The sequence below is a fragment of the Dokdonia sp. Asnod3-C12 genome (genome assembly GCF_045063975.1).
GTDB lineage: Bacteria > Bacteroidota > Bacteroidia > Flavobacteriales > Flavobacteriaceae > Dokdonia.
The window spans coordinates 3383906-3401523 of the sequence record NZ_JBEFNY010000003.1 but is presented as its reverse complement, the minus strand read 5'-3'; the positions used below and the strand labels follow the sequence as shown (position 1 = coordinate 3401523).

General features: G+C 37.1%; 16 protein-coding genes. 6 read left to right on the top strand and 10 right to left on the bottom strand.

Features of this window, described 5'->3' with window-relative positions:
* Positions 1-37: 37 nt before the first annotated feature.
* Entirely contained in the window at positions 38-1795 is a 1758-nt protein-coding gene (locus ACJJVW_RS15305) for an ABC transporter ATP-binding protein (RefSeq protein WP_298325352.1), read from the bottom strand.
* Between the two features lie 216 nt (positions 1796-2011).
* Between ACJJVW_RS15305 and nusB the strand changes: the two genes are divergently transcribed.
* From nusB to yajC, 3 genes are read left to right on the top strand one after another with little or no spacing between them, the layout of a single operon-like run.
* Positions 2012-2923, top strand: a complete 912-nt coding sequence (nusB, locus tag ACJJVW_RS15300; protein WP_298325349.1) for a transcription antitermination factor NusB — start codon at positions 2012-2014, stop codon at positions 2921-2923.
* Between the two features lie 46 nt (positions 2924-2969).
* Positions 2970-3428 (top strand): DUF1573 domain-containing protein, encoded by a 459-nt coding sequence (locus ACJJVW_RS15295; protein ID WP_108878926.1) that lies wholly within the window; start codon positions 2970-2972, stop codon positions 3426-3428.
* 5 nt (positions 3429-3433) lie between these two features.
* Positions 3434-3733 (top strand): preprotein translocase subunit YajC, encoded by a 300-nt coding sequence (gene yajC, locus ACJJVW_RS15290; protein WP_405252991.1) that lies wholly within the window; start codon positions 3434-3436, stop codon positions 3731-3733.
* Positions 3734-4063: 330 nt separating this feature from the next.
* On the opposite strand, the gene ACJJVW_RS15285 is transcribed toward yajC, so the two are convergent.
* The 6 genes from ACJJVW_RS15285 to ACJJVW_RS15260 all read right to left on the bottom strand — a co-directional run bounded on the left by ACJJVW_RS15285 (position 4064) and on the right by ACJJVW_RS15260 (position 11506).
* On the bottom strand, positions 4064-4645 hold the full coding sequence (locus tag ACJJVW_RS15285) for a superoxide dismutase family protein (RefSeq protein WP_405252989.1): 582 nt from the start codon (positions 4643-4645) through the stop codon (positions 4064-4066).
* An 82-nt stretch (positions 4646-4727) separates the two neighbouring features.
* On the bottom strand, positions 4728-5471 hold the full coding sequence (locus tag ACJJVW_RS15280; protein WP_405252987.1) for an LVIVD repeat-containing protein: 744 nt from the start codon (positions 5469-5471) through the stop codon (positions 4728-4730).
* 6 nt (positions 5472-5477) lie between these two features.
* Positions 5478-5981 (bottom strand): hypothetical protein, encoded by a 504-nt coding sequence (locus ACJJVW_RS15275; RefSeq protein ID WP_405252985.1) that lies wholly within the window; start codon positions 5979-5981, stop codon positions 5478-5480.
* A gap of 183 nt (positions 5982-6164) precedes the next feature.
* Complete coding sequence (locus ACJJVW_RS15270; RefSeq protein ID WP_405252983.1) at positions 6165-7382, bottom strand: alpha/beta fold hydrolase; 1218 nt, start codon at positions 7380-7382, stop codon at positions 6165-6167.
* Positions 7383-7608: 226 nt separating this feature from the next.
* The gene (locus ACJJVW_RS15265) at positions 7609-8295 is read right to left on the bottom strand and encodes a DUF2490 domain-containing protein (protein WP_298325327.1); all 687 of its coding nucleotides are present in this window, start codon (positions 8293-8295) and stop codon (positions 7609-7611) included.
* A gap of 1 nt (position 8296) precedes the next feature.
* A complete protein-coding gene (locus ACJJVW_RS15260) occupies positions 8297-11506 on the bottom strand; it encodes a WD40/YVTN/BNR-like repeat-containing protein (RefSeq protein WP_405252981.1) in 3210 nt (1069 codons plus the stop codon).
* A 256-nt stretch (positions 11507-11762) separates the two neighbouring features.
* Here ACJJVW_RS15260 and ACJJVW_RS15255 point away from each other — a divergent pair, with 256 nt between their 5' ends.
* From ACJJVW_RS15255 to ACJJVW_RS15245, 3 genes are all read left to right on the top strand, one after another.
* Positions 11763-12353 carry a fasciclin domain-containing protein gene (locus tag ACJJVW_RS15255; RefSeq protein WP_405252979.1) on the top strand — a complete coding sequence of 197 codons (591 nt, stop codon included), beginning with the start codon at positions 11763-11765 and terminating at the stop codon, positions 12351-12353.
* An 83-nt stretch (positions 12354-12436) separates the two neighbouring features.
* A complete protein-coding gene (locus ACJJVW_RS15250; RefSeq protein WP_108878918.1) occupies positions 12437-13558 on the top strand; it encodes a VWA domain-containing protein in 1122 nt (373 codons plus the stop codon).
* Between the two features lie 95 nt (positions 13559-13653).
* Positions 13654-15120 carry a magnesium chelatase gene (locus tag ACJJVW_RS15245; RefSeq protein ID WP_405252977.1) on the top strand — a complete coding sequence of 489 codons (1467 nt, stop codon included), beginning with the start codon at positions 13654-13656 and terminating at the stop codon, positions 15118-15120.
* Between the two features lie 153 nt (positions 15121-15273).
* On the opposite strand, the gene ACJJVW_RS15240 is transcribed toward ACJJVW_RS15245, so the two are convergent.
* The 3 genes from ACJJVW_RS15240 to ACJJVW_RS15230 all read right to left on the bottom strand — a co-directional run bounded on the left by ACJJVW_RS15240 (position 15274) and on the right by ACJJVW_RS15230 (position 17610).
* A complete protein-coding gene (locus ACJJVW_RS15240; RefSeq protein ID WP_405252975.1) occupies positions 15274-15651 on the bottom strand; it encodes a LysM peptidoglycan-binding domain-containing protein in 378 nt (125 codons plus the stop codon).
* Positions 15652-15712: 61 nt separating this feature from the next.
* Entirely contained in the window at positions 15713-16525 is an 813-nt protein-coding gene (locus tag ACJJVW_RS15235; RefSeq protein ID WP_405252973.1) for a head GIN domain-containing protein, read from the bottom strand.
* On the bottom strand, positions 16522-17610 hold the full coding sequence (locus tag ACJJVW_RS15230; protein WP_379953221.1) for an acyloxyacyl hydrolase: 1089 nt from the start codon (positions 17608-17610) through the stop codon (positions 16522-16524). Before ACJJVW_RS15230 ends, ACJJVW_RS15235 begins: the two co-directional genes overlap by 4 nt.
* Positions 17611-17618 lie beyond the last annotated feature (8 nt).

Genomic DNA, 17618 nt, shown 5'->3' with positions numbered 1-17618 from the left:
CAAAAATGATAAAAAATTAGCCATTGCCCAATTTTTTCTACATTTCTTTTTCGTCTAGTTGTTTTACGTAAAGTTCTTTATAGTATCCTTCTTGCTCTATTAGTTGATTGTGAGAGCCTTGCTGTGTTATTTTTCCATCTTCAATAATTAGAATTTGGTCAGCATTTTTTGCAGATGATATTCTATGGCTCACGATGATGGTCGTAGTATCGACAGTTAGTTTCTCTAGATTGTTTAGTATTTCTTCTTCCGTCTCGGTATCTACAGCGCTTAAACAGTCATCTAGAAGTAATATTTTAGGGTTGCCTATAAGTGCTCTAGCTATGGATACACGCTGCTTTTGACCTCCAGAAAGTGTGATCCCTCGTTCTCCTAGAATGGTATCATAACCATTTTTAAAATCAATGATGTTGTGGTGTACAGATGCCGCTTTCGCGAAAGCGTAAACCTGTTCGTCACTTGCGTCTGTATCGCCAAACTTGATATTTTCTCCTATAGTATCAGAAAATAAGAACGCATCTTGAGGTACATATCCTATTTCTGATCGTAAATCATCAAGATGAATATCTTTCATAGCAAGACCGTCTATTTGTATAACGCCGCTTGTAACGTCATATAGTCGACCTATAAGCTCAAGTATAGTGGACTTTCCAGAACCTGTAGGGCCTATTATTGCGAGGGTCTGTCCAGGATTAATAGAGAAAGATACATTCTTTAAGGCTGTGATATTTGTGTCATCATAGGTAAATGTAACATCCTTAAACTCGATAGCCCCTGTAATAGGCGTATGGTTACTTGCCGTATTCTGAATTTGAGGTGCTATTTCTAGAAACTCATTAATACGTATTTGTGAGGCCTCTGCAGCTTTAATTATCGAGGTAACCCATCCTACGGTAGCAACAGGCCAAGTAAGCATGTTTACATACATTATAAATTCTACTAGTGTACCTAAATCTGGTATGGTGCCGTCTATATATTGTTGTCCTCCCACAAAGATTACAATGAGGTTACTAGCGCCTATTAATCCTATCATGAGAGGGAAGAAGAAGGCTTGCACTTTTACAAGGTCTAAGTTTTTCTCTTTACTATCTTCACTAAGTTGTGCAAAATCTTTAAAGGTATTTGCTTCTAGCGTGTAAGCTTTAATCACGGATATCCCGCTGAAGGATTCCTGAGTAAACGTAGTAAGTTTTGAGAGATACTCTTGAACGATAGTACTCCTTACATGTATCGCACGACTTAGTTTATAAATAGCAATAGACAATATAGGTAATGGAATAAGTGTGTAAGCGGCTAGGGAAGGAGCCATTCTCACCATATAAGGTATTACTACAGCAAATAAAACAAGTGCTTGCAAGAGATACATAATTGCAGGGCCTACATACATACGTACTTTAGTTACATCCTCAGAGATGCGGTTCATGAGATCTCCGGTTCTGTTCTGTTTGTAAAAACCTAAGCTTAGTCTCTGATATTGCTGGTACACATCATTTTTAAGATCTGCCTCAATATAACGAGAGACTACAATGATGAGCTGTCTCATTAAGAAGGTAAAAAATCCAGAAAGTAATGCTGCTCCCAGTAGTAAGCCCAGTTTAAATAGCATTGATTTTTTAAGGCCAGGAAGATTATCCTCTCCAGCATTTATGTAAATCTCTACGTCGTTTATGATGTCACCTACGATATCCACATTAAAAACTGCAAAGAATCTTGCAGCAATAACAATGAAAAATCCAGCGATGAGACGCCATTTATAGCGTAAGAAATATTTGTTTAATGATTGTAGTGCGCCCATGGCGATATTGTGCAGTTTTTTTGAACCGCTAAGGTCGGTTTTTTTTAAGACCTATGCGAGCCAAATTTTAGTGTAACATAATCCATAAAACATGGAGATACTTTTAGAAATACTGTATTTTTGCACCGATTTTAAAAATGATCTTTTTTCATTTTATAACCAAACTAAAAGTTCTTTGTCGCTATGTTAAACAGACGCCATATCCGTGTCAAAGTAATGCAAACCATCTACGCACTAGGTAGTAAGGAGCATTTTGATCTTCAACAAGAAGATAAATTTACAGTGGAGAGTATGAACCAGATGTACAATCTGTATCTCTTAATGCTAGATTTAATGGTGGAGGTTCACGCTTTCGCGAAAGCGGAACAAGAAAAATTCTCTAAAAAGATTCTAGCAACCGAAGAAGAAAAAAATCCTAACACAAAGTTTATTCAGAACCAAGTGCTTGTCAAATTATCTGACAATGCAGAGTTGCGCGACGAGGTAAGTAAGCGTAAACTCAAAAACTGGAGAATGAATGATGAGTATGTAACTCTTATTTATAACGAACTTATAAATAGTGAATTATATGCCTCGTACATGGAACAAGGAGAATCTGATTTTAAATCAGATAAAAAATTCCTTGTTGCTGCCTACACTGAGATTATTGCTCCTAATGATAAGCTTTATGATTATATAGAGGATGCACGACTTACTTGGATAGATGATATACCTATGGTAAACATGGCTGTATTAAAGCGCATAGGAAAGATGAAACCTGCATCTCCAGAATCTATGTTGCTTCCAGTGCTCTTTAAGAATGATGAGGATTTATTATTTGGAACTACTTTACTTGAGAAAACTGTTGCAAATGAAGAGTTCTTGTCTTCTGAAATTTCAGAAAACACCCCTAACTGGGATAAAGAACGTATTGCAGATGTAGACATGGTATTGATAAAAATGGCACTTTGCGAGTTTTTAAAATTCCCTACCATTCCAGTCAAAGTAACTATCAATGAGTACCTTGAGATAGCAAAGGAATACTCAACGCCTAAGAGTAGTATTTTTATAAACGGAATACTTGATAAGCTTGTAAAACAATACGAGTCAGAAAAAAGGTTAAAGAAAGAGGGTAGAGGTTTAAAATAATTAAATTTTCTTATTTTTACATATCATTATTTAATAAAAAACAACAATGAAAAAAGGTTTATTAGTATTAGGAGTACTTTCGGCTATGGTATTTACTTCATGTAAGGAAGATGCAGCTAGCAAAGTAAAAGAAGAAAATGTAGAAGTTGCTGCAGCGAGAGATGCACAAGCTACTACATATCCAGTTATTGCTTTTGATGAATCTGAATTTGATTTTGGAAACATTGAAAAAGGAACAACTGTTGAGCACAAATTTACATTTACAAACACTGGTAAAGCACCATTAGTAATTGTAGATGCAAAGAGCTCTTGTGGTTGTACTGTACCAGAATATTCTAAAAATCCAGTAGCTCCAGGAGAAAAAGGAGAATTACTTGTAAAATATAACGGTAGTGGTGCAAACCAAGTAACTAAAACTGTTACAATCAAAGCAAACACTGAGAAAGGTACAGAGACTGTACTTATCAAAGCATTTGTAAATCCTGCTGCAGGAGCAGCTAAATAAGCACTATGGGCGAAGGAATGCAGGGCATACTAGGCCCACTTTTACTCTTTACGGTATTTATAGTATTTTTTATTGTACTACCGCAGCGTAAAAAAGTAAAACAAGAAAAGAACTTTGATAAAGATCTTGCCAAGGGAGATCGCGTGATCACTAAAAGTGGTTTACACGGTAAAATTCTTGAACTTAATGATAACGGTACTTGTGTATTGGAAACAATGTCAGGTAAAATGAAATTTGAGAGATCTGCTCTATCTATTGAGATGAGCCAGGCCTTAAAAAAATCTGCTGTAGAAGTTAAGAAGTAATCTTATCAAAAGAACTTACTATAAAAAAAGCCCTCGCATTTGCGAGGGCTTTTTTGCGTTATGATATTTTCTAGTTACAAATTTTAATAAGCATGACATGTTTGCTATACGTTATATGTAGCGAAGTAACTCAGTTTATATCATCAACCATAGAGATATGGATATAACAGAAACTATCTAACGTCTCATTTATAGCGAGTGATACTTCCTTAGTATTATGTAAAAATGATTCTAATACATGTAAATACCAATTAATATGGTCACAACAACGCATAAAAAAGCCTCACCGTTATGGTGAGGCTTTTTTTATAAACTTGTTAGTGCTCTTTCTTATTTAATAATTCCTCCACAAGAGATACGCTTTCCAGCTGCACCACTAGGTTGAGATGTAAAGTCATCTGTTCCTTGGTGTACAATAATAGCTTTTCCTACGATATCTTTTTTAGGATCTCCACAACCTATACACCACTGATCTGTGCTCATAGTGATCGTTCCGTTCCCGCTTTCGTCTGCTGGGAAGTTTCCTATGTCGCCTTTATGGAAGCCCTCTGTTGCTCCCCATTTACCGTGTTGCTCGTTAGTAGGATTCCAGTGACCTCCAGCCGATGAACCATCTGCGCTAGAGCAATCTGCACTCTCGTGTATGTGTATTGCATGCATTCCTTCATCAAGCCCACCTATAACAGCTGTAAAACTTACTTGGCCATCTTCTTCTTTAAAAACAACACTCCCAGTAGCTTTGCTATCGCTTTTAGGTTCGAGTTTCATTATAATTTTTTGCGCTACAGGTGCTGCAGGAGCTTCTGCCTCTACAGTTACCTCCTCAACTTCTTCTACAGTTTTTACGTCTTTTTTACAACTTGCAAGTGCTGCTGTCGCTAGTATTGCTAGGGTAATATACTTGAATTTCATAATTAAAAATTTTGTGATTAGTGTTTAATAACCTCTAAGATACCAAGGTTAGCTAAGAAATACTAAACATTTATAAAACCTTTTAGATACTTATGGTACTTAGGGCTGTTGTATCTGTAATATCTTGAGCATTTAGTGCGTATTGAAAAACGCCACTTTCTCCTACGGCAATTAACAAGTCTCCTTGAATGATTACATCAAATACCAGTCTATCAATGCTATGCACTAGCACAGACTCGGCTGGGTTTGTTACGTCAAATATTTTGATTTCGTCATCGCATACTATTAAGTAGTCTCCGTAAAGTCCAAGACCTTTTGGGAATGTAAGTTGGCGAATATTAACAAGCATAGGGTTAAGCACGTCAGATACGTCATAAACCTCTAGTTGATTTACAAAACCACCACATCCTAAATCACTCCATAATGTCACAAAAGCATAGTTGCTATTTGCTACAACCGGATCGCAAGAAGTAAAATGTTGCACAGATGATAATTGTACAGGAAACTCTGGATTATTCACATTATAAATAAACATCCCGTTTCGAGAACCTATGTAGAGGTAATCTTTGTAACTGAATAAAGTCTCAATGTCAAAACCAATAGGAACTGTATTTACAAGTACGGGATCTGTAGTTGTAGTGATATTAAAAACATTTAAATCTTCATTGTCTACGGTATAAAGGTAATCTCCTTTAATAACAAAAGTAGCTAGTGAACCACCTTGACCTATACTATCAGCGCTATTAAAGCTGCTTCCCTCATTACTATCTGAACTGCATCCTAATGAAACGATTGCAAATACTAATATAAAAATATATGTTCTCATCGTGATTTAGTTTTGAAGTTCGTAATCAATAATTATAGCTCCATCCTCCACATCTGGAATATATCCATCTGGAGATTGTTTTACGGGAAACACATCGCGTATGCGTTTTGTGACAACCAGATTTTCATCAAGTTTATCGTAAGTAACTGCTATGAGATCTACAGCTTGATTGATGTAGTACACATTGTTTTTAATAGCGAGATCTGTTGCACCAGGAGCTTTAATAAATGCCAGGGCAGTAGGATTTTCTGGATCTTCATTATCAAAAATGTGAAAGCCTTCATTCTTTTCATTTACAAAGAGTAAATCATTAATGACATAAATTTTCCCTGAGTTGATAATGTTTCTTGCGTCTTCAAGAGTGACGCTTGCTTCAAAAGTGGGACGATCAAGAGTAATCGCATCGTAGTTTGATAATAGATCAATAGTATCTATATCATCACTACTTCTGTCTGTGACACAGCTCAGTAGTGAGTAAGATACGAGTAGTAGGATACATACGTGTTTCATAATGTTGTAGTTTATAACTAGATGCATGAATCTCCTTTGCGTTGCGTGTATCGTAAGTAATTTACAATTTGATAACGTAGGCAATAAAAAAAGTTCGAAAAGGATATGGTATCCCTTTCGAACTTTTGATGTTTGTTGATGATGTGTTTTTATGGGGTACGCTTTCGCGAAAGCGTAACAAACCTATATTAACTTCGTAAGAACCTGAGTCTCGCTATGTAGTGTTTTATGAACTGGACACTTATCTGCAATTTGCAAGATGCGTTTAAGTTGTTTCTCATCAAGATTTGATGTGATTTTAATCTCACGATGAAAAGTATCTATTTTACCTGCGGTGTCACTTTCTTCACAAACAGCACAGTCTTGAGCATGTGTTTTTGAATAGCTAGTATGTACCTCAACATTTTCAATATGCCAGTTTTTACGCTTTGCATACATCTGTATGGTCATAGCAGTACAGGCAGATAAACTTCCTGCTAGTAATTCATAAGGAGTAGGGCCATAGTCGTTTCCTCCTACGCGCACAGGCTCATCTGCTTTCATGTGGTGGCTTCCAAGCTTAAGAAGTGTAGAAAATCCATCTTCGGCGTCTAGGCTTGCTACTACTTGGTGTGTGGTGCTTATTGAAGCTTCATCTTCAGTAGGGATATATCGAGCAGCCCATCCCGCAATAATCTTTCCTACATAAGAAGCATTTTCTTTGTCAATTAATAAATGCTCAGACCCATCAAGAGTTACAAAGCTTTTAGGATGATGTGCTGCAAGGTAAATCTCTTCTGCATTTTTAATAGATACAGTATCATCTTGCGGTGAGTGAAGTATGAGTAACGCTTCGTGCAAGTCACGAGCAGCATCTACACATGAATTTTCTTCTAGATTGTCTATAAATTGTTTTTTAAACGTAAAGTCACGCCCAGCTAGTTTTACCTGAGCTTGGCCTTCTTCTCTTATAGTTGCGAGCTGTGCGCCTAGTTGTTTTTGAACGTGTACAGGGTTGCTAGGAGCGCCTATAGTCGCAACGGCTTTTATAGTGTCAATCTTGCCTCCAGCAAAAATTGCAGCGGCACCTCCTAGCGAGTGACCTACCAGTAGGGAAGGAGCTTTGTATTCTTTGGCAAGGAAATCTGCAGCGCTTATGAGATCATCTACATTGCTAGAAAAATTAGTATCTGCAAAGTCTCCATCGCTATCTCCTAAACCAGTAAAGTCAAAGCGAAGTACTCCAAATCCTTGTGAAGCCAAAGCACGACTCACATTGCGCACTGCGCTAAAATCTTTTGTACATGTAAAGCAATGAGCAAAAATGGCGAAGTTATGCGGGTCTTGGTTTGCTGGTAAGTCAAGTTTTCCAGAGAGTACTTCTCCTTGTGCATTTGTAAAATTTATCTTGCTAGATCTCATAATAAGTTATTAGTTGAATGGTTGTAGCTCTTCTGTCGTAGGAAATCGAGCAACCTATCTTTAAAGAATTTAATGTACGATTATTAGGTGTAATTAATATGTTATAAAGGTTATCCTTCAAAATTTTTACACTTTTATTATATTTTTCTGTTCCGCTTTCGCGAAAGCGTAAAAAAAGAAAACCCCAATCATAAGATTGAGGTTTTTTAATGATATGGGAATGTTATCACCCTTTCTTCTTTCTTAAATCTGTTTTGATAAACAGTGCTACTTGAAAACGATCGTAGGTATCTACCGCAAAATCATTTTTGAGGTAGCCCACTTGCGTGCTCACATTCTTGTTGAAATTATACCCTACAGCACCATATAAACGGTTTTGACCGAAAAAGTCATTCTGCAGATTAATAAAAATCTCATCATAAGCTGTTAAAAACCAAGTGTCGTTAAGAGGGTAGGTTACTCGTAAAAAGTAACGTGCTCTATGCTCTGTCGTGTTCTCACCAAAAGGCCTATTAATAAAGCGTTGCTCTAAGCGGTATCTGTGGCTGAATTTAAAATTACCTAATGAGTTTTTTAATACAAATTGCTCATAAAGTCTATTTTCAGTTACATTCTTTTCACCATCAAACTCCTCAAAAGCTGTGTCTGTAGTGATATATCCATAACCAAATGATGCCATTGCATTCTCAGAAATATGGTAATTTAAAGCAGTACGCAATAACAACTGATTAAAATTGGTTCCAAATTCATAAGTACGATACTGCGCCTCTGCATGTAGACTTAATTTCTCAGAGATTTGATTTGTAGTAAAGAGCATACCCCATGAGCCTAGCTTGTCCTCACCGCGATCTTGCGCGGTAAGGGTAGCTGTCATGATTATGGTAACTACTATTAAAATGATTCCTTTTCTCATATTAATCTATGGTAAAGGTTTTGATTTCTTTAAACGCACTTACATTCATAGCCTTGAGTGTAGACTCAAAAGGAGCCCACTCCTCTGTAAAGAAGGTATTTGTCTTGTCAAGCGCAGTTTGTAACTCGTTGCGAGCGTGTGATATTAATGTAGTCTCTGTAGATGTAAGCCCATTAGGACGACTACGAGCATAACCACTTGCAGATCTTATACGATTCATTACTGTAATCTCTGGATTACGAGTGATTCCCTGTCTTTTATCAATAGTACCTATATAAAGAGCAATAACCTTATCAATGCGCTTAGTCATTTCTCCTATAGATTTGAGTTCGCTTTTATAAGCTTTATCATCATCTAGTTTTTTAATCATCTTCTTATAATCACTAGCGATTGTTTTGCTCTGTACTAGTTGCTTTACAGCATCTGCAGCAGTTTGTGTCATTGCTTCAAGTTGCTTTCCTGTGTTATAAGCATCATTAATAGCCTTAGCAGGAACGTCATAACGAGGATCACTCGCTACTTCAATAGAAGACTCACTTGATTGATCACCATATTGCATTACTAGTTTGTAAGTGCCTGGCTTTACAGAAACTCCTCCCGGCTCGTTCTTAGATTTTCTAATAGAACGAGAAGGACGATCGCCGCCTGCTTCACGCATATACCAAGTCATTTTATGAATTCCTGTGCTGTCTGGGGTTTTCCATTTTAAATGACGAATCTGGCGTGCGCCGTCGTATACTTTTAAATGGATAGAATCCCACGTTACACTTTTAACTTCTGTATCGCTATCAGTATCTTCTTCATCAGTATCATCTGTAGATGTTTTTGAAGATGCTGTTTCATCTTTTACAAAGTAATACGCTATTTGCGCTCCACTTCCGCGATTCTCTCCATTATAAAGAGCATCTGCGCCAAAACGACTTCCCGTAGGTTGCTGGTATGCGGCATCATAAGCAGTAGGAGGGTTGAAGAGTTGAAGCTTTCGTGAAAGCGTACTTCTATCCTTTGCAATCGCTCGTAACGGTCTTATGTCGTCAAGAACCCATGCAGCACGTCCAAAAGTTCCAATCACAAGATCTTGCTCTCTAGGATGAATTACAAGATCCTTAACCGAAGTAGTAGGGAATCCTTTAGTCCATTTTTGCCAGTTATTACCAGCGTCTATAGACACATATAAACCATCATCTGTACCTAGAAAGAGAAGGTTTTTCTCTTCTGGATCCTCTATAATGGCAAGCGCATAACTTTGCACATCGTTCTCATCTACAATACGAGTCCATGATTTACCATAGTTTGTAGTTCTGTATGCATAAGGAGTATAGTTGAAACGACGGTAATCATTTGCTACTAATAATGCTTCCCCTTTATTTTTATTACTAGCCTTGATTTGTACAATCCAGCTTCCTTCTGGAAGACCTTTTAGGCTTTTTGACACATCAGTGTAAGATTGCCCACCATTTTGAGTGTAATGCACACGACCGTCATCTGTACCTACCCAAAACATATCTTTTTCTAATGGCGAAGGCTCAATAACTAGAATCGTTGTGTGATTTTCTGCTCCTGTGGCATCCATAGAAAGACCACCAGATTCTGATTGCTTTTGCTTCTCTGGATTGTTTGTGGTTAGGTCTGGAGAGATAACTTCCCACGTAAGTCCTTTATCTGTAGATTTATGTACAAACTGACTTCCAAAATAGATAGTGCTGTTATCAAAAGGATCAATGTTTATAGCTGAGTTCCAGTTAAAACGTAAGAATACATCAGGATCTGGATGTGTAGGTTTTACACCATAGTTGTTTCCAGTTTTCCAATCGTAGCGACTCACAGATCCCTGCTGACTCATAGTCCACCCAAACTGACTATCATCTGGATCAGGAATTACATCAAAACCATCTCCAAAGGAAATTTCTTGCCAGTAATCATTACGTATTCCTTGAGCTTTCCATACATAAGCAGGACCTCTCCAAGAGCCGTTATCTTGCATTCCTCCATATACATTATAAGGAAACTCATTATCTACATTAATATGATAGAACTGTGCTACAGGTAAGTTTCCTATAAAACGCCATGTTTTACCACCGTCTTTTGTGATGTTAAGTCCGCCGTCATTACCGTCCATCATGAACTTCCCATTATTAGGATGAATCCACCATGCGTGGTGATCTGGGTGCACTCCATTATCTACTCCATACGCTCCCATAAGTTGGTCAAAATTCTTTCCGCCATCTTCAGATACATTTACATATGTAAACACAGAAAAAACACGATTCTCATTTTGAGGATCTACGTGAATATCACTGTAGTAAAATGGTCTGTTCCCTATATCACTCTTATCGTTAATCTTCTTCCAGTTAAAACCACCGTCGTTAGAACGGTATAGAGCATTCTTTTTTGCCTCTACAAGTGCATACACTACATTAGGGCTTCCTGGAGCGATAGATAAACCTATACGTCCTAGTTCGCCTTTAGGCAAACCATCTTTATCACTCAATTGTTTCCAAGTAGCACCACCATCATGAGTCATGAAGATACCAGAACCTTCACCACCAGATTTAAAAAACCATGGATCACGCTTGTGTTCCCACATGGCAACAATAAGCTTGTTAGGATTAGTTGGGTCCATCACCATATCTGCAACGCCAGACTTTATGTTTGTAAATAAGATCTTATTCCATGTCTTACCGCCATCTGTAGTTTTATAAACACCTCTTTCTTGGTGCTCACCCCATGGCGAACCTATAGCGCCTACGTAAACGATATCTGGATTAGTAGGATCTATAATTACGCGGTGTATATGTCTTGTTTTCTCAAGTCCCATAGACTTCCAAGACTTACCACCATCAAGAGATTTATAAACGCCATAACCACCATTAAGAGAGTTACGAGGATTACCTTCTCCCGTACCTACCCATATCACAGATGGATTAGATTGTTGTATCGCAACAGCTCCTATAGATGCTGTAAGCTCATTTTCAAAAATAGGATCCCATTTTATTCCGCCAGAGGTAGACTTCCATAAACCTCCAGAAGCAGTACCTACGTACATTACATCTGGATTGTCTGTAACGACATCTATTGCAGTCACACGACCAGACATACCGCCTGGGCCTATGTTACGTGGTTGTATGTCCTTTAATAAAGACATGTCAAGTTTTTGGGCAGAGACTACCGTACAGACGCACAGCAGCAACAGAGAGAAGAGTTGTTTCATTTTATATTATTTGGTTGATTCTTTGTGACTTTACAGTCAAGGGACTAAAGTTAAAGAAAAGCTAATTTGAAATTCTTAAAGGGATGTTAATGGATGCGCTATGTTGTAAAGGTTTTATTCACGCTTTCGCGAAAGCATAACTTAAATCCTTGAAAGCTTTATGAAATGATTAACAAGGAATTGAGATAGTATTATGGTTTGTCTAACAAAATCGAATTATCTTTGAACAAATTAATTATTCAAAAAACCAATTATTATGAAAAAGATGTTATTAATGGTTGCAGGAGCAGGATTATTATTTGCTTCATGTGCCGAAGGAACAAAAGAGAAAACTACAGAAGTAAACAACGAAGTAGCTGAGGCAACAATGGAAGTTGAAGCACCAGTAAAAGAAGAAGTAGGAACTATTGTAGATGTAGCAGTAGGAAATGAGAACTTCACTACACTAGTAACAGCAGTAAAAGCTGCAGGACTTGTAGAGACTCTTACTAGCACAGGACCATTTACTGTATTTGCACCTACTAACGATGCATTTGCTAAATTACCAGAAGGAACTGTAGGAACATTAGTAAAGCCAGAAAATAAAGCAGCGCTTACAGATATCTTAACGTATCACGTAGTTGCTGGAAAATATATGGCTGGTGATGTAGTAGAAGCTATCAAAGCAAACAACGGATCATTTGAAACTAACACAGTAATGGGAGAGAAAATCACATTAATGATGGATGGTGCAAATGTTGTGATTAAGGATGCAAAAGGCGGAATGTCAACAATTATTATGACAGACGTAGCTGCTTCAAACGGAGTAATACACGCTATTGACACTGTAATTATGCCAAAAGGATAATTACATCTCTTAAGAAAGATTTATGAAGCACCTCTAGCGAGGTGCTTTTTTATTATACCATTAGGTAGTATTTTTATAAAGCTATGAGAAGACAACAAGAAAGGAGTGGGTTTGTCTTTAAAACCTATGATGCTCCGCAACAATCATTATTTGATCAGTTGCTAGATATTTTCCAAGAACTAATTACACATACCTCTGGAGACTTTGACGAGGCTATGGATTGGCTTAAAGACTTGGATAAAGAATATAAACTTACAAATGAGGACTACACCCTTGATGACTTTGTTCAAGAACTCAAAGACAAAGGCTACATACGTGAGGAAGTCAAGCCCGATGGCAACAGTGGAACCGCAATAACAGAAAAGACAGAACGCGCCATAAGAAAGCGTGCTCTTGATCAAATTTTCGGTAAACTTAAAAAAAGCTCTCAAGGTAATCACCGTTCCAAATTAAATGGAAGAGGCGATGAGCATACTGGAGATCATCGTGAGTATCGTTTTGGCGATCCGTTAGAGCGTATATCTATGACAGAAAGTTTGCGTAATGCGCAAATTAATAATGGAGCAGATGACTTTAGCTTGCGCGAAAGTGACCTTATCGTAGAGGAGACGCATTTTAAAGCTCAAATGAGTACTGTGTTAATGATTGATATCTCTCACAGTATGATACTTTATGGTGAAGATCGTATTACTCCTGCAAAGAAAGTCGCGATGGCACTCGCACAACTTATCACCACGCGTTATCCTAAGGACTCTCTGGATATTATCGTGTATGGTAATGATGCCTGGCCTATTAAAATAAAAGATTTGCCTTATTTACAAGTTGGTCCTTATCACACCAACACAGTAGCAGGTCTTAATCTTGCTATGGATATCTTGAGGCGCAAGCGCAACTCAAATAAACAGATATTTAATATTACAGACGGTAAACCATCTTGTTTAAAACTTAAGGATGGTCGTTACTATAAAAACCCAAACGGACTAGACGAGTATATTGTAAACAAGTGTTACAGTATGGCTAGACAAGCACGCAAGCTTCATATACCTATCACCACTTTTATGATAGCAAATGATCCTTATTTACAACAGTTTGTAGATAATTTTACAGAAGCAAATCAAGGAAAAGCATTTTTTACAGGCCTGCAAGGGTTAGGTGAGATGATTTTTCAAGACTACGAGACTAATAGAAAAAAGAGAATTAAGTAAGAACTTTTATAATATTCACTTATTACAAAGGAGATACCGTTGCTAGTAGACTATTTAAACAAGCAGCTATTACATAAAGGAAATAAAAAAATACTATGAATTACGAAACGATAAATACACTAGGACAACTTAAAGAAGCCGGATGGATATCTCGTAGCATAAAGGATGAGTTACGAGAACACTTGATAGAAAGATTACAATCTGGTAAGCCTACATTTGAAGGTATACACGGTTATGAACATACGGTTATTCCTGAGCTTGAGAGAGCTATTCTTAGTAAGCATAACATAAACTTGCTAGGGCTAAGAGGACAAGCCAAAACACGTCTTGCACGTCAAATGGTAAACCTACTTGATGAATGGATGCCTATAGTAGGCGGGTCTGAAATTAATGATGATCCACTTAATCCTATTTCTAGATTTGCTACAGAGCTTATAGAAGAAAAAGGTGATGATACACCTATAGTATGGATTCATCGTTCTGAGCGCTTTGCAGAGAAGCTAGCAACGCCAGATGTGACAGTTGCAGATATTGTAGGTGACGTAGACCCAATAAAAGCAGCAAATTTAAAACTGAGCTATGCAGATGATCGCGTGATACACTATGGGATGATTCCTCGTGCAAACAGATCAATTTTTGTAATTAATGAATTACCGGATTTACAAGCTAGAATTCAGGTAGCACTATTTAATATTCTACAAGAAGGAGATATTCAAATACGCGGATTCAAATTAAGACTACCTCTTGATATGCAGTTTGTTTTTACTGCAAATCCAGAAGACTATACAAACAGAGGAAGCATTGTAACACCTCTTAAAGACCGTATAGGTTCTCAAATACTTACTCATTATCCAGAAACAGTAGCTATCGCAAGAACCATAACAGATCAAGAAGCAAATCTTGATGAGCGTCAGAAAACAAAGGTTCATGTTCCTAATCTAGTGAAAGACTTAATTGAGGAAATAGGCTTTGTTGCTCGTGAAAGTGAGTTTATAGATGAAAAGAGTGGGATAAGTGCCAGAATGAGTATTACTGCTTTTCAAAACCTGATGAGTACTGCAGAACGTCGTATGTTGCTATCGGGAGATGAAACTACTACCATACGTTACTCAGATTTACTAGGAATCGTTCCTGCAATTACAGGGAAGGTAGAACTTGTTTACGAAGGGGAACAAGAAGGAGCAGGAGAGGTTGCCAAAATTTTAATAGGCGATGCAACAGCTTCTTTGTTTGATGACTATTTCCCTAAGATTGAAAAACTAACTAAGGATGATGAGAAAGATCCTTATGAAGAAGTACTAGCATGGTTTTTTGAGCAAAGCGGTTTTGAACTAGAAGATACGCTTACCAATAAAGAGTATGAACTTATGCTAGATAGTATCACACCTCTTGATGATTTGATCAAAAAATATCAACCAGAAATGGCAAAAGAGGATACGTATTTCTTAAAAGAATTTATACTCTTCGGTCTTGTAGAAAACAAGAAGTTGAGCAAATATAAACTTACTACAGGTATGCGTTTTAATGATCTTTACGGCAGCTACTTATCGGGATTAGCTTAAAAAAATACAATTAAATAATCACTTCAACTAGTTGATTTATTTAATTGATTTAAAGTTAATTATATAAATTATTTAGTTTAGACTAAAAATAAAAAAGCTCCCAATTTGGGAGCTTTTTTTATAGATAATTAACTATAAGAAAATGATGCTATCTTATAAATTTGGAATCACAAGATTTTGATCTGGGTGTATAACATCTGGGTTTTTTAAGATGTCTTTGTTTGCTTCAAAAATCTCTTTGTACTTCATTGCATCACCATAATAGTGCTTTGCAATTTTCCCTAATGTGTCACCACTTGTTACTGTATGTTTTGCATATACAGACGTATCTGCAACAGAAATATCGGCTACTATATCACTTGGACTTTCTCCTCCAGCTGCTTTAATAGCATCCCAAAGTTGATTTTTCTCATACTGATTTGTAGCAGTACCTGTTACATGAAGTACTCCGTTTTCTTCTTTTACATCTCCGTTCTGGATGTTAAGTTTCTCTCCTAGGTCAAGAACGTTTTGATATTTTGCTTTTACCATTATTTAAGTTTATTGTTATTACTGATTAAAAGATACAATGTTTTCTACAATTAGATACTTTTTAGTCTTCAAAGATAAGTTGTCCCGTAAATAGCACTTCTACCTCGACTAAAGGTGGTTCGTTTACAACAATTACATCTCCGGTGGCACGAATACTCCCTTTAAGGCTGTTTACAGGATTAAATACCATATTTGCAGCACTAGTATGAGTGAATTGAATATCATCTACTAAAAAGCCTCTGCCGTCAAATTGTGGGAGCTCGTCACTAAAACTGATATTCATTTGATCTGCTCTGCCAGATATTACAAAATTGCTTGATCCATTTGCAGATATTCTTAAGAGTGGAACAGCCAGATTTAAATACACATTACCACTTTTATTGGGGTCGTCTATGTCAAGACTATTTGGGTTAGTATTGCTGAATAAAGTTAAAGTTGGAAAGGAGAGAACACCTTCACTTTTTAAGTCAAAGGAGGATGCTTGTCTTATAAAACTAATGTTTGGAGACGTTATTGTCACTAGGGTTCGTCCATACTCCCTTAAGATATTACAACTATTATTGTTCTGTAGTACAAGTGTTCCTTCTGATACTTCAAAATTTAAGTCCGATACAAGGTTTTCACCTGTTTCAATAATCACTTGTTGTTCTGCTCCCTGCTTTAAGAGCACCCGAATGTCATCTTCCATTTGGATTTTTGTAAAAACAGGTACTTCAATTTCATAAGTGATGATATCACCATCCGTTTGGAGGCAATCATTTGCATTTTCTGTATCGCAAGAGAATAATAGTACAGCAAGTAGAAGTTGTAGTATGAGGTTACGCTTTCGCGAAAGCGTACTTAAAAGATGTATTTTTTGTGTTTGTAAACTCATAATCGTATCCCTAATCCAAATTCTATTGCCTCTGCTTTTGCTCCGTGGGTTTTTACAGCCACACTACCAAAGTACTTTTTGCCAAAGGTGCGTTTAAGTCCTACGCGTTGATAAAATCTACCTTCAAAATCATACGGATAATAAAGGTAATATCCCGCATGTGTTATTAATGCTGTATTGTTGAGGTGTAGCTCATGGCCAACAAAGACTCCTGCGCGTTTCCAGTCTTGATCTGCAGTTACGCCACGTCCAGGAAAAGCAACAGATAAGAATTCAATTTCATTATTCAGGAATTTTGAAAAGAAAGCTTCTGCACCAGCAAGAACAGTACTTTTTTTGCTCAATCTCTTATCAGCATAGGCAGAGATTATTGCAAATGGCTCTCTGCCTAAACCTATAAAATCACTTTCATTGAGTCCAGCGCTTAAGGCAATATTATAATGAATAGGCTCTTTGTAAGATACTTTTTCTCCCTTTGGAATAAAATCTGGTACGGCTCGATCTTTATAGATAATCCCAGCATTTAATGCTATTGTGTTTGTGCTAGTGTTAGGTGCTCGTAAATTTCCATTAGAGCCGTGCAAAAAAGTAAGACCAGTTTGAAATGATAGTGTGGGAGTGATGGTTTGTTTATAATTAAGCATCACGAGTGTCGCGCTAAATAAACGAGAACCATACGCATTGTTCTCCACATTAGTTTCAAGGTCAAAGGGATTTGTGGTGTAGCCAATACCTTGCCCTATTCTAAACATAAGCTTACGGTTCAAAAAATAAAAGTTGTAGTGCGCCAGCGCATTGTAGGTGTCTCCTAGACTTTCATTTTTAAGGTCTTGATATGCAAAGGTGAATCCCCAATCTGGATAATTATAAAGTCGTTCCCACTCCTTTAGACCGTAGGTTTTTCTATTGTAACTCAGAATAATTCCTTCCGGATGCCCGGTAATAAGTGAGGATACATCTTTATTGTGCCTTAGGATGCTCCCATAAAAATAGTTTGCTTCTAGTTCGTAAGGTTTTACATCTTGACCATTTGCTTGTATAAGAAATAGCAAGGCAATTGTAGCAGTAAGTAGTTTTTGCATCATAAAGTAGA

Excerpts from the sequence above, each read along its gene's own strand:
- ACJJVW_RS15255 (WP_405252979.1), top strand. The coding sequence starts at position 11,763 with ATGAAAAAGATGTTATTAATGGTTGCAGGAGCAGGATTATTATTTGCT.
- ACJJVW_RS15270 (WP_405252983.1), bottom strand. The coding sequence starts at position 7,382 with ATGAGATCTAGCAAGATAAATTTTACAAATGCACAAGGAGAAGTACTC.
- ACJJVW_RS15295 (WP_108878926.1), top strand. The coding sequence starts at position 2,970 with ATGAAAAAAGGTTTATTAGTATTAGGAGTACTTTCGGCTATGGTATTT.
- ACJJVW_RS15275 (WP_405252985.1), bottom strand. The coding sequence starts at position 5,981 with ATGAAACACGTATGTATCCTACTACTCGTATCTTACTCACTACTGAGC.
- ACJJVW_RS15260 (WP_405252981.1), bottom strand. The coding sequence starts at position 11,506 with ATGAAACAACTCTTCTCTCTGTTGCTGCTGTGCGTCTGTACGGTAGTC.
- yajC (WP_405252991.1), top strand. The coding sequence starts at position 3,434 with ATGGGCGAAGGAATGCAGGGCATACTAGGCCCACTTTTACTCTTTACG.
- ACJJVW_RS15285 (WP_405252989.1), bottom strand. The coding sequence starts at position 4,645 with ATGAAATTCAAGTATATTACCCTAGCAATACTAGCGACAGCAGCACTT.
- ACJJVW_RS15305 (WP_298325352.1), bottom strand. The coding sequence starts at position 1,795 with ATGGGCGCACTACAATCATTAAACAAATATTTCTTACGCTATAAATGG.
- ACJJVW_RS15245 (WP_405252977.1), top strand. The coding sequence starts at position 13,654 with ATGAATTACGAAACGATAAATACACTAGGACAACTTAAAGAAGCCGGA.
- ACJJVW_RS15280 (WP_405252987.1), bottom strand. The coding sequence starts at position 5,471 with ATGAGAACATATATTTTTATATTAGTATTTGCAATCGTTTCATTAGGA.
- ACJJVW_RS15240 (WP_405252975.1), bottom strand. The coding sequence starts at position 15,651 with ATGGTAAAAGCAAAATATCAAAACGTTCTTGACCTAGGAGAGAAACTT.
- ACJJVW_RS15265 (WP_298325327.1), bottom strand. The coding sequence starts at position 8,295 with ATGAGAAAAGGAATCATTTTAATAGTAGTTACCATAATCATGACAGCT.
- nusB (WP_298325349.1), top strand. The coding sequence starts at position 2,012 with ATGCAAACCATCTACGCACTAGGTAGTAAGGAGCATTTTGATCTTCAA.
- ACJJVW_RS15230 (WP_379953221.1), bottom strand. The coding sequence starts at position 17,610 with ATGATGCAAAAACTACTTACTGCTACAATTGCCTTGCTATTTCTTATA.
- ACJJVW_RS15250 (WP_108878918.1), top strand. The coding sequence starts at position 12,437 with ATGAGAAGACAACAAGAAAGGAGTGGGTTTGTCTTTAAAACCTATGAT.
- ACJJVW_RS15235 (WP_405252973.1), bottom strand. The coding sequence starts at position 16,525 with ATGAGTTTACAAACACAAAAAATACATCTTTTAAGTACGCTTTCGCGA.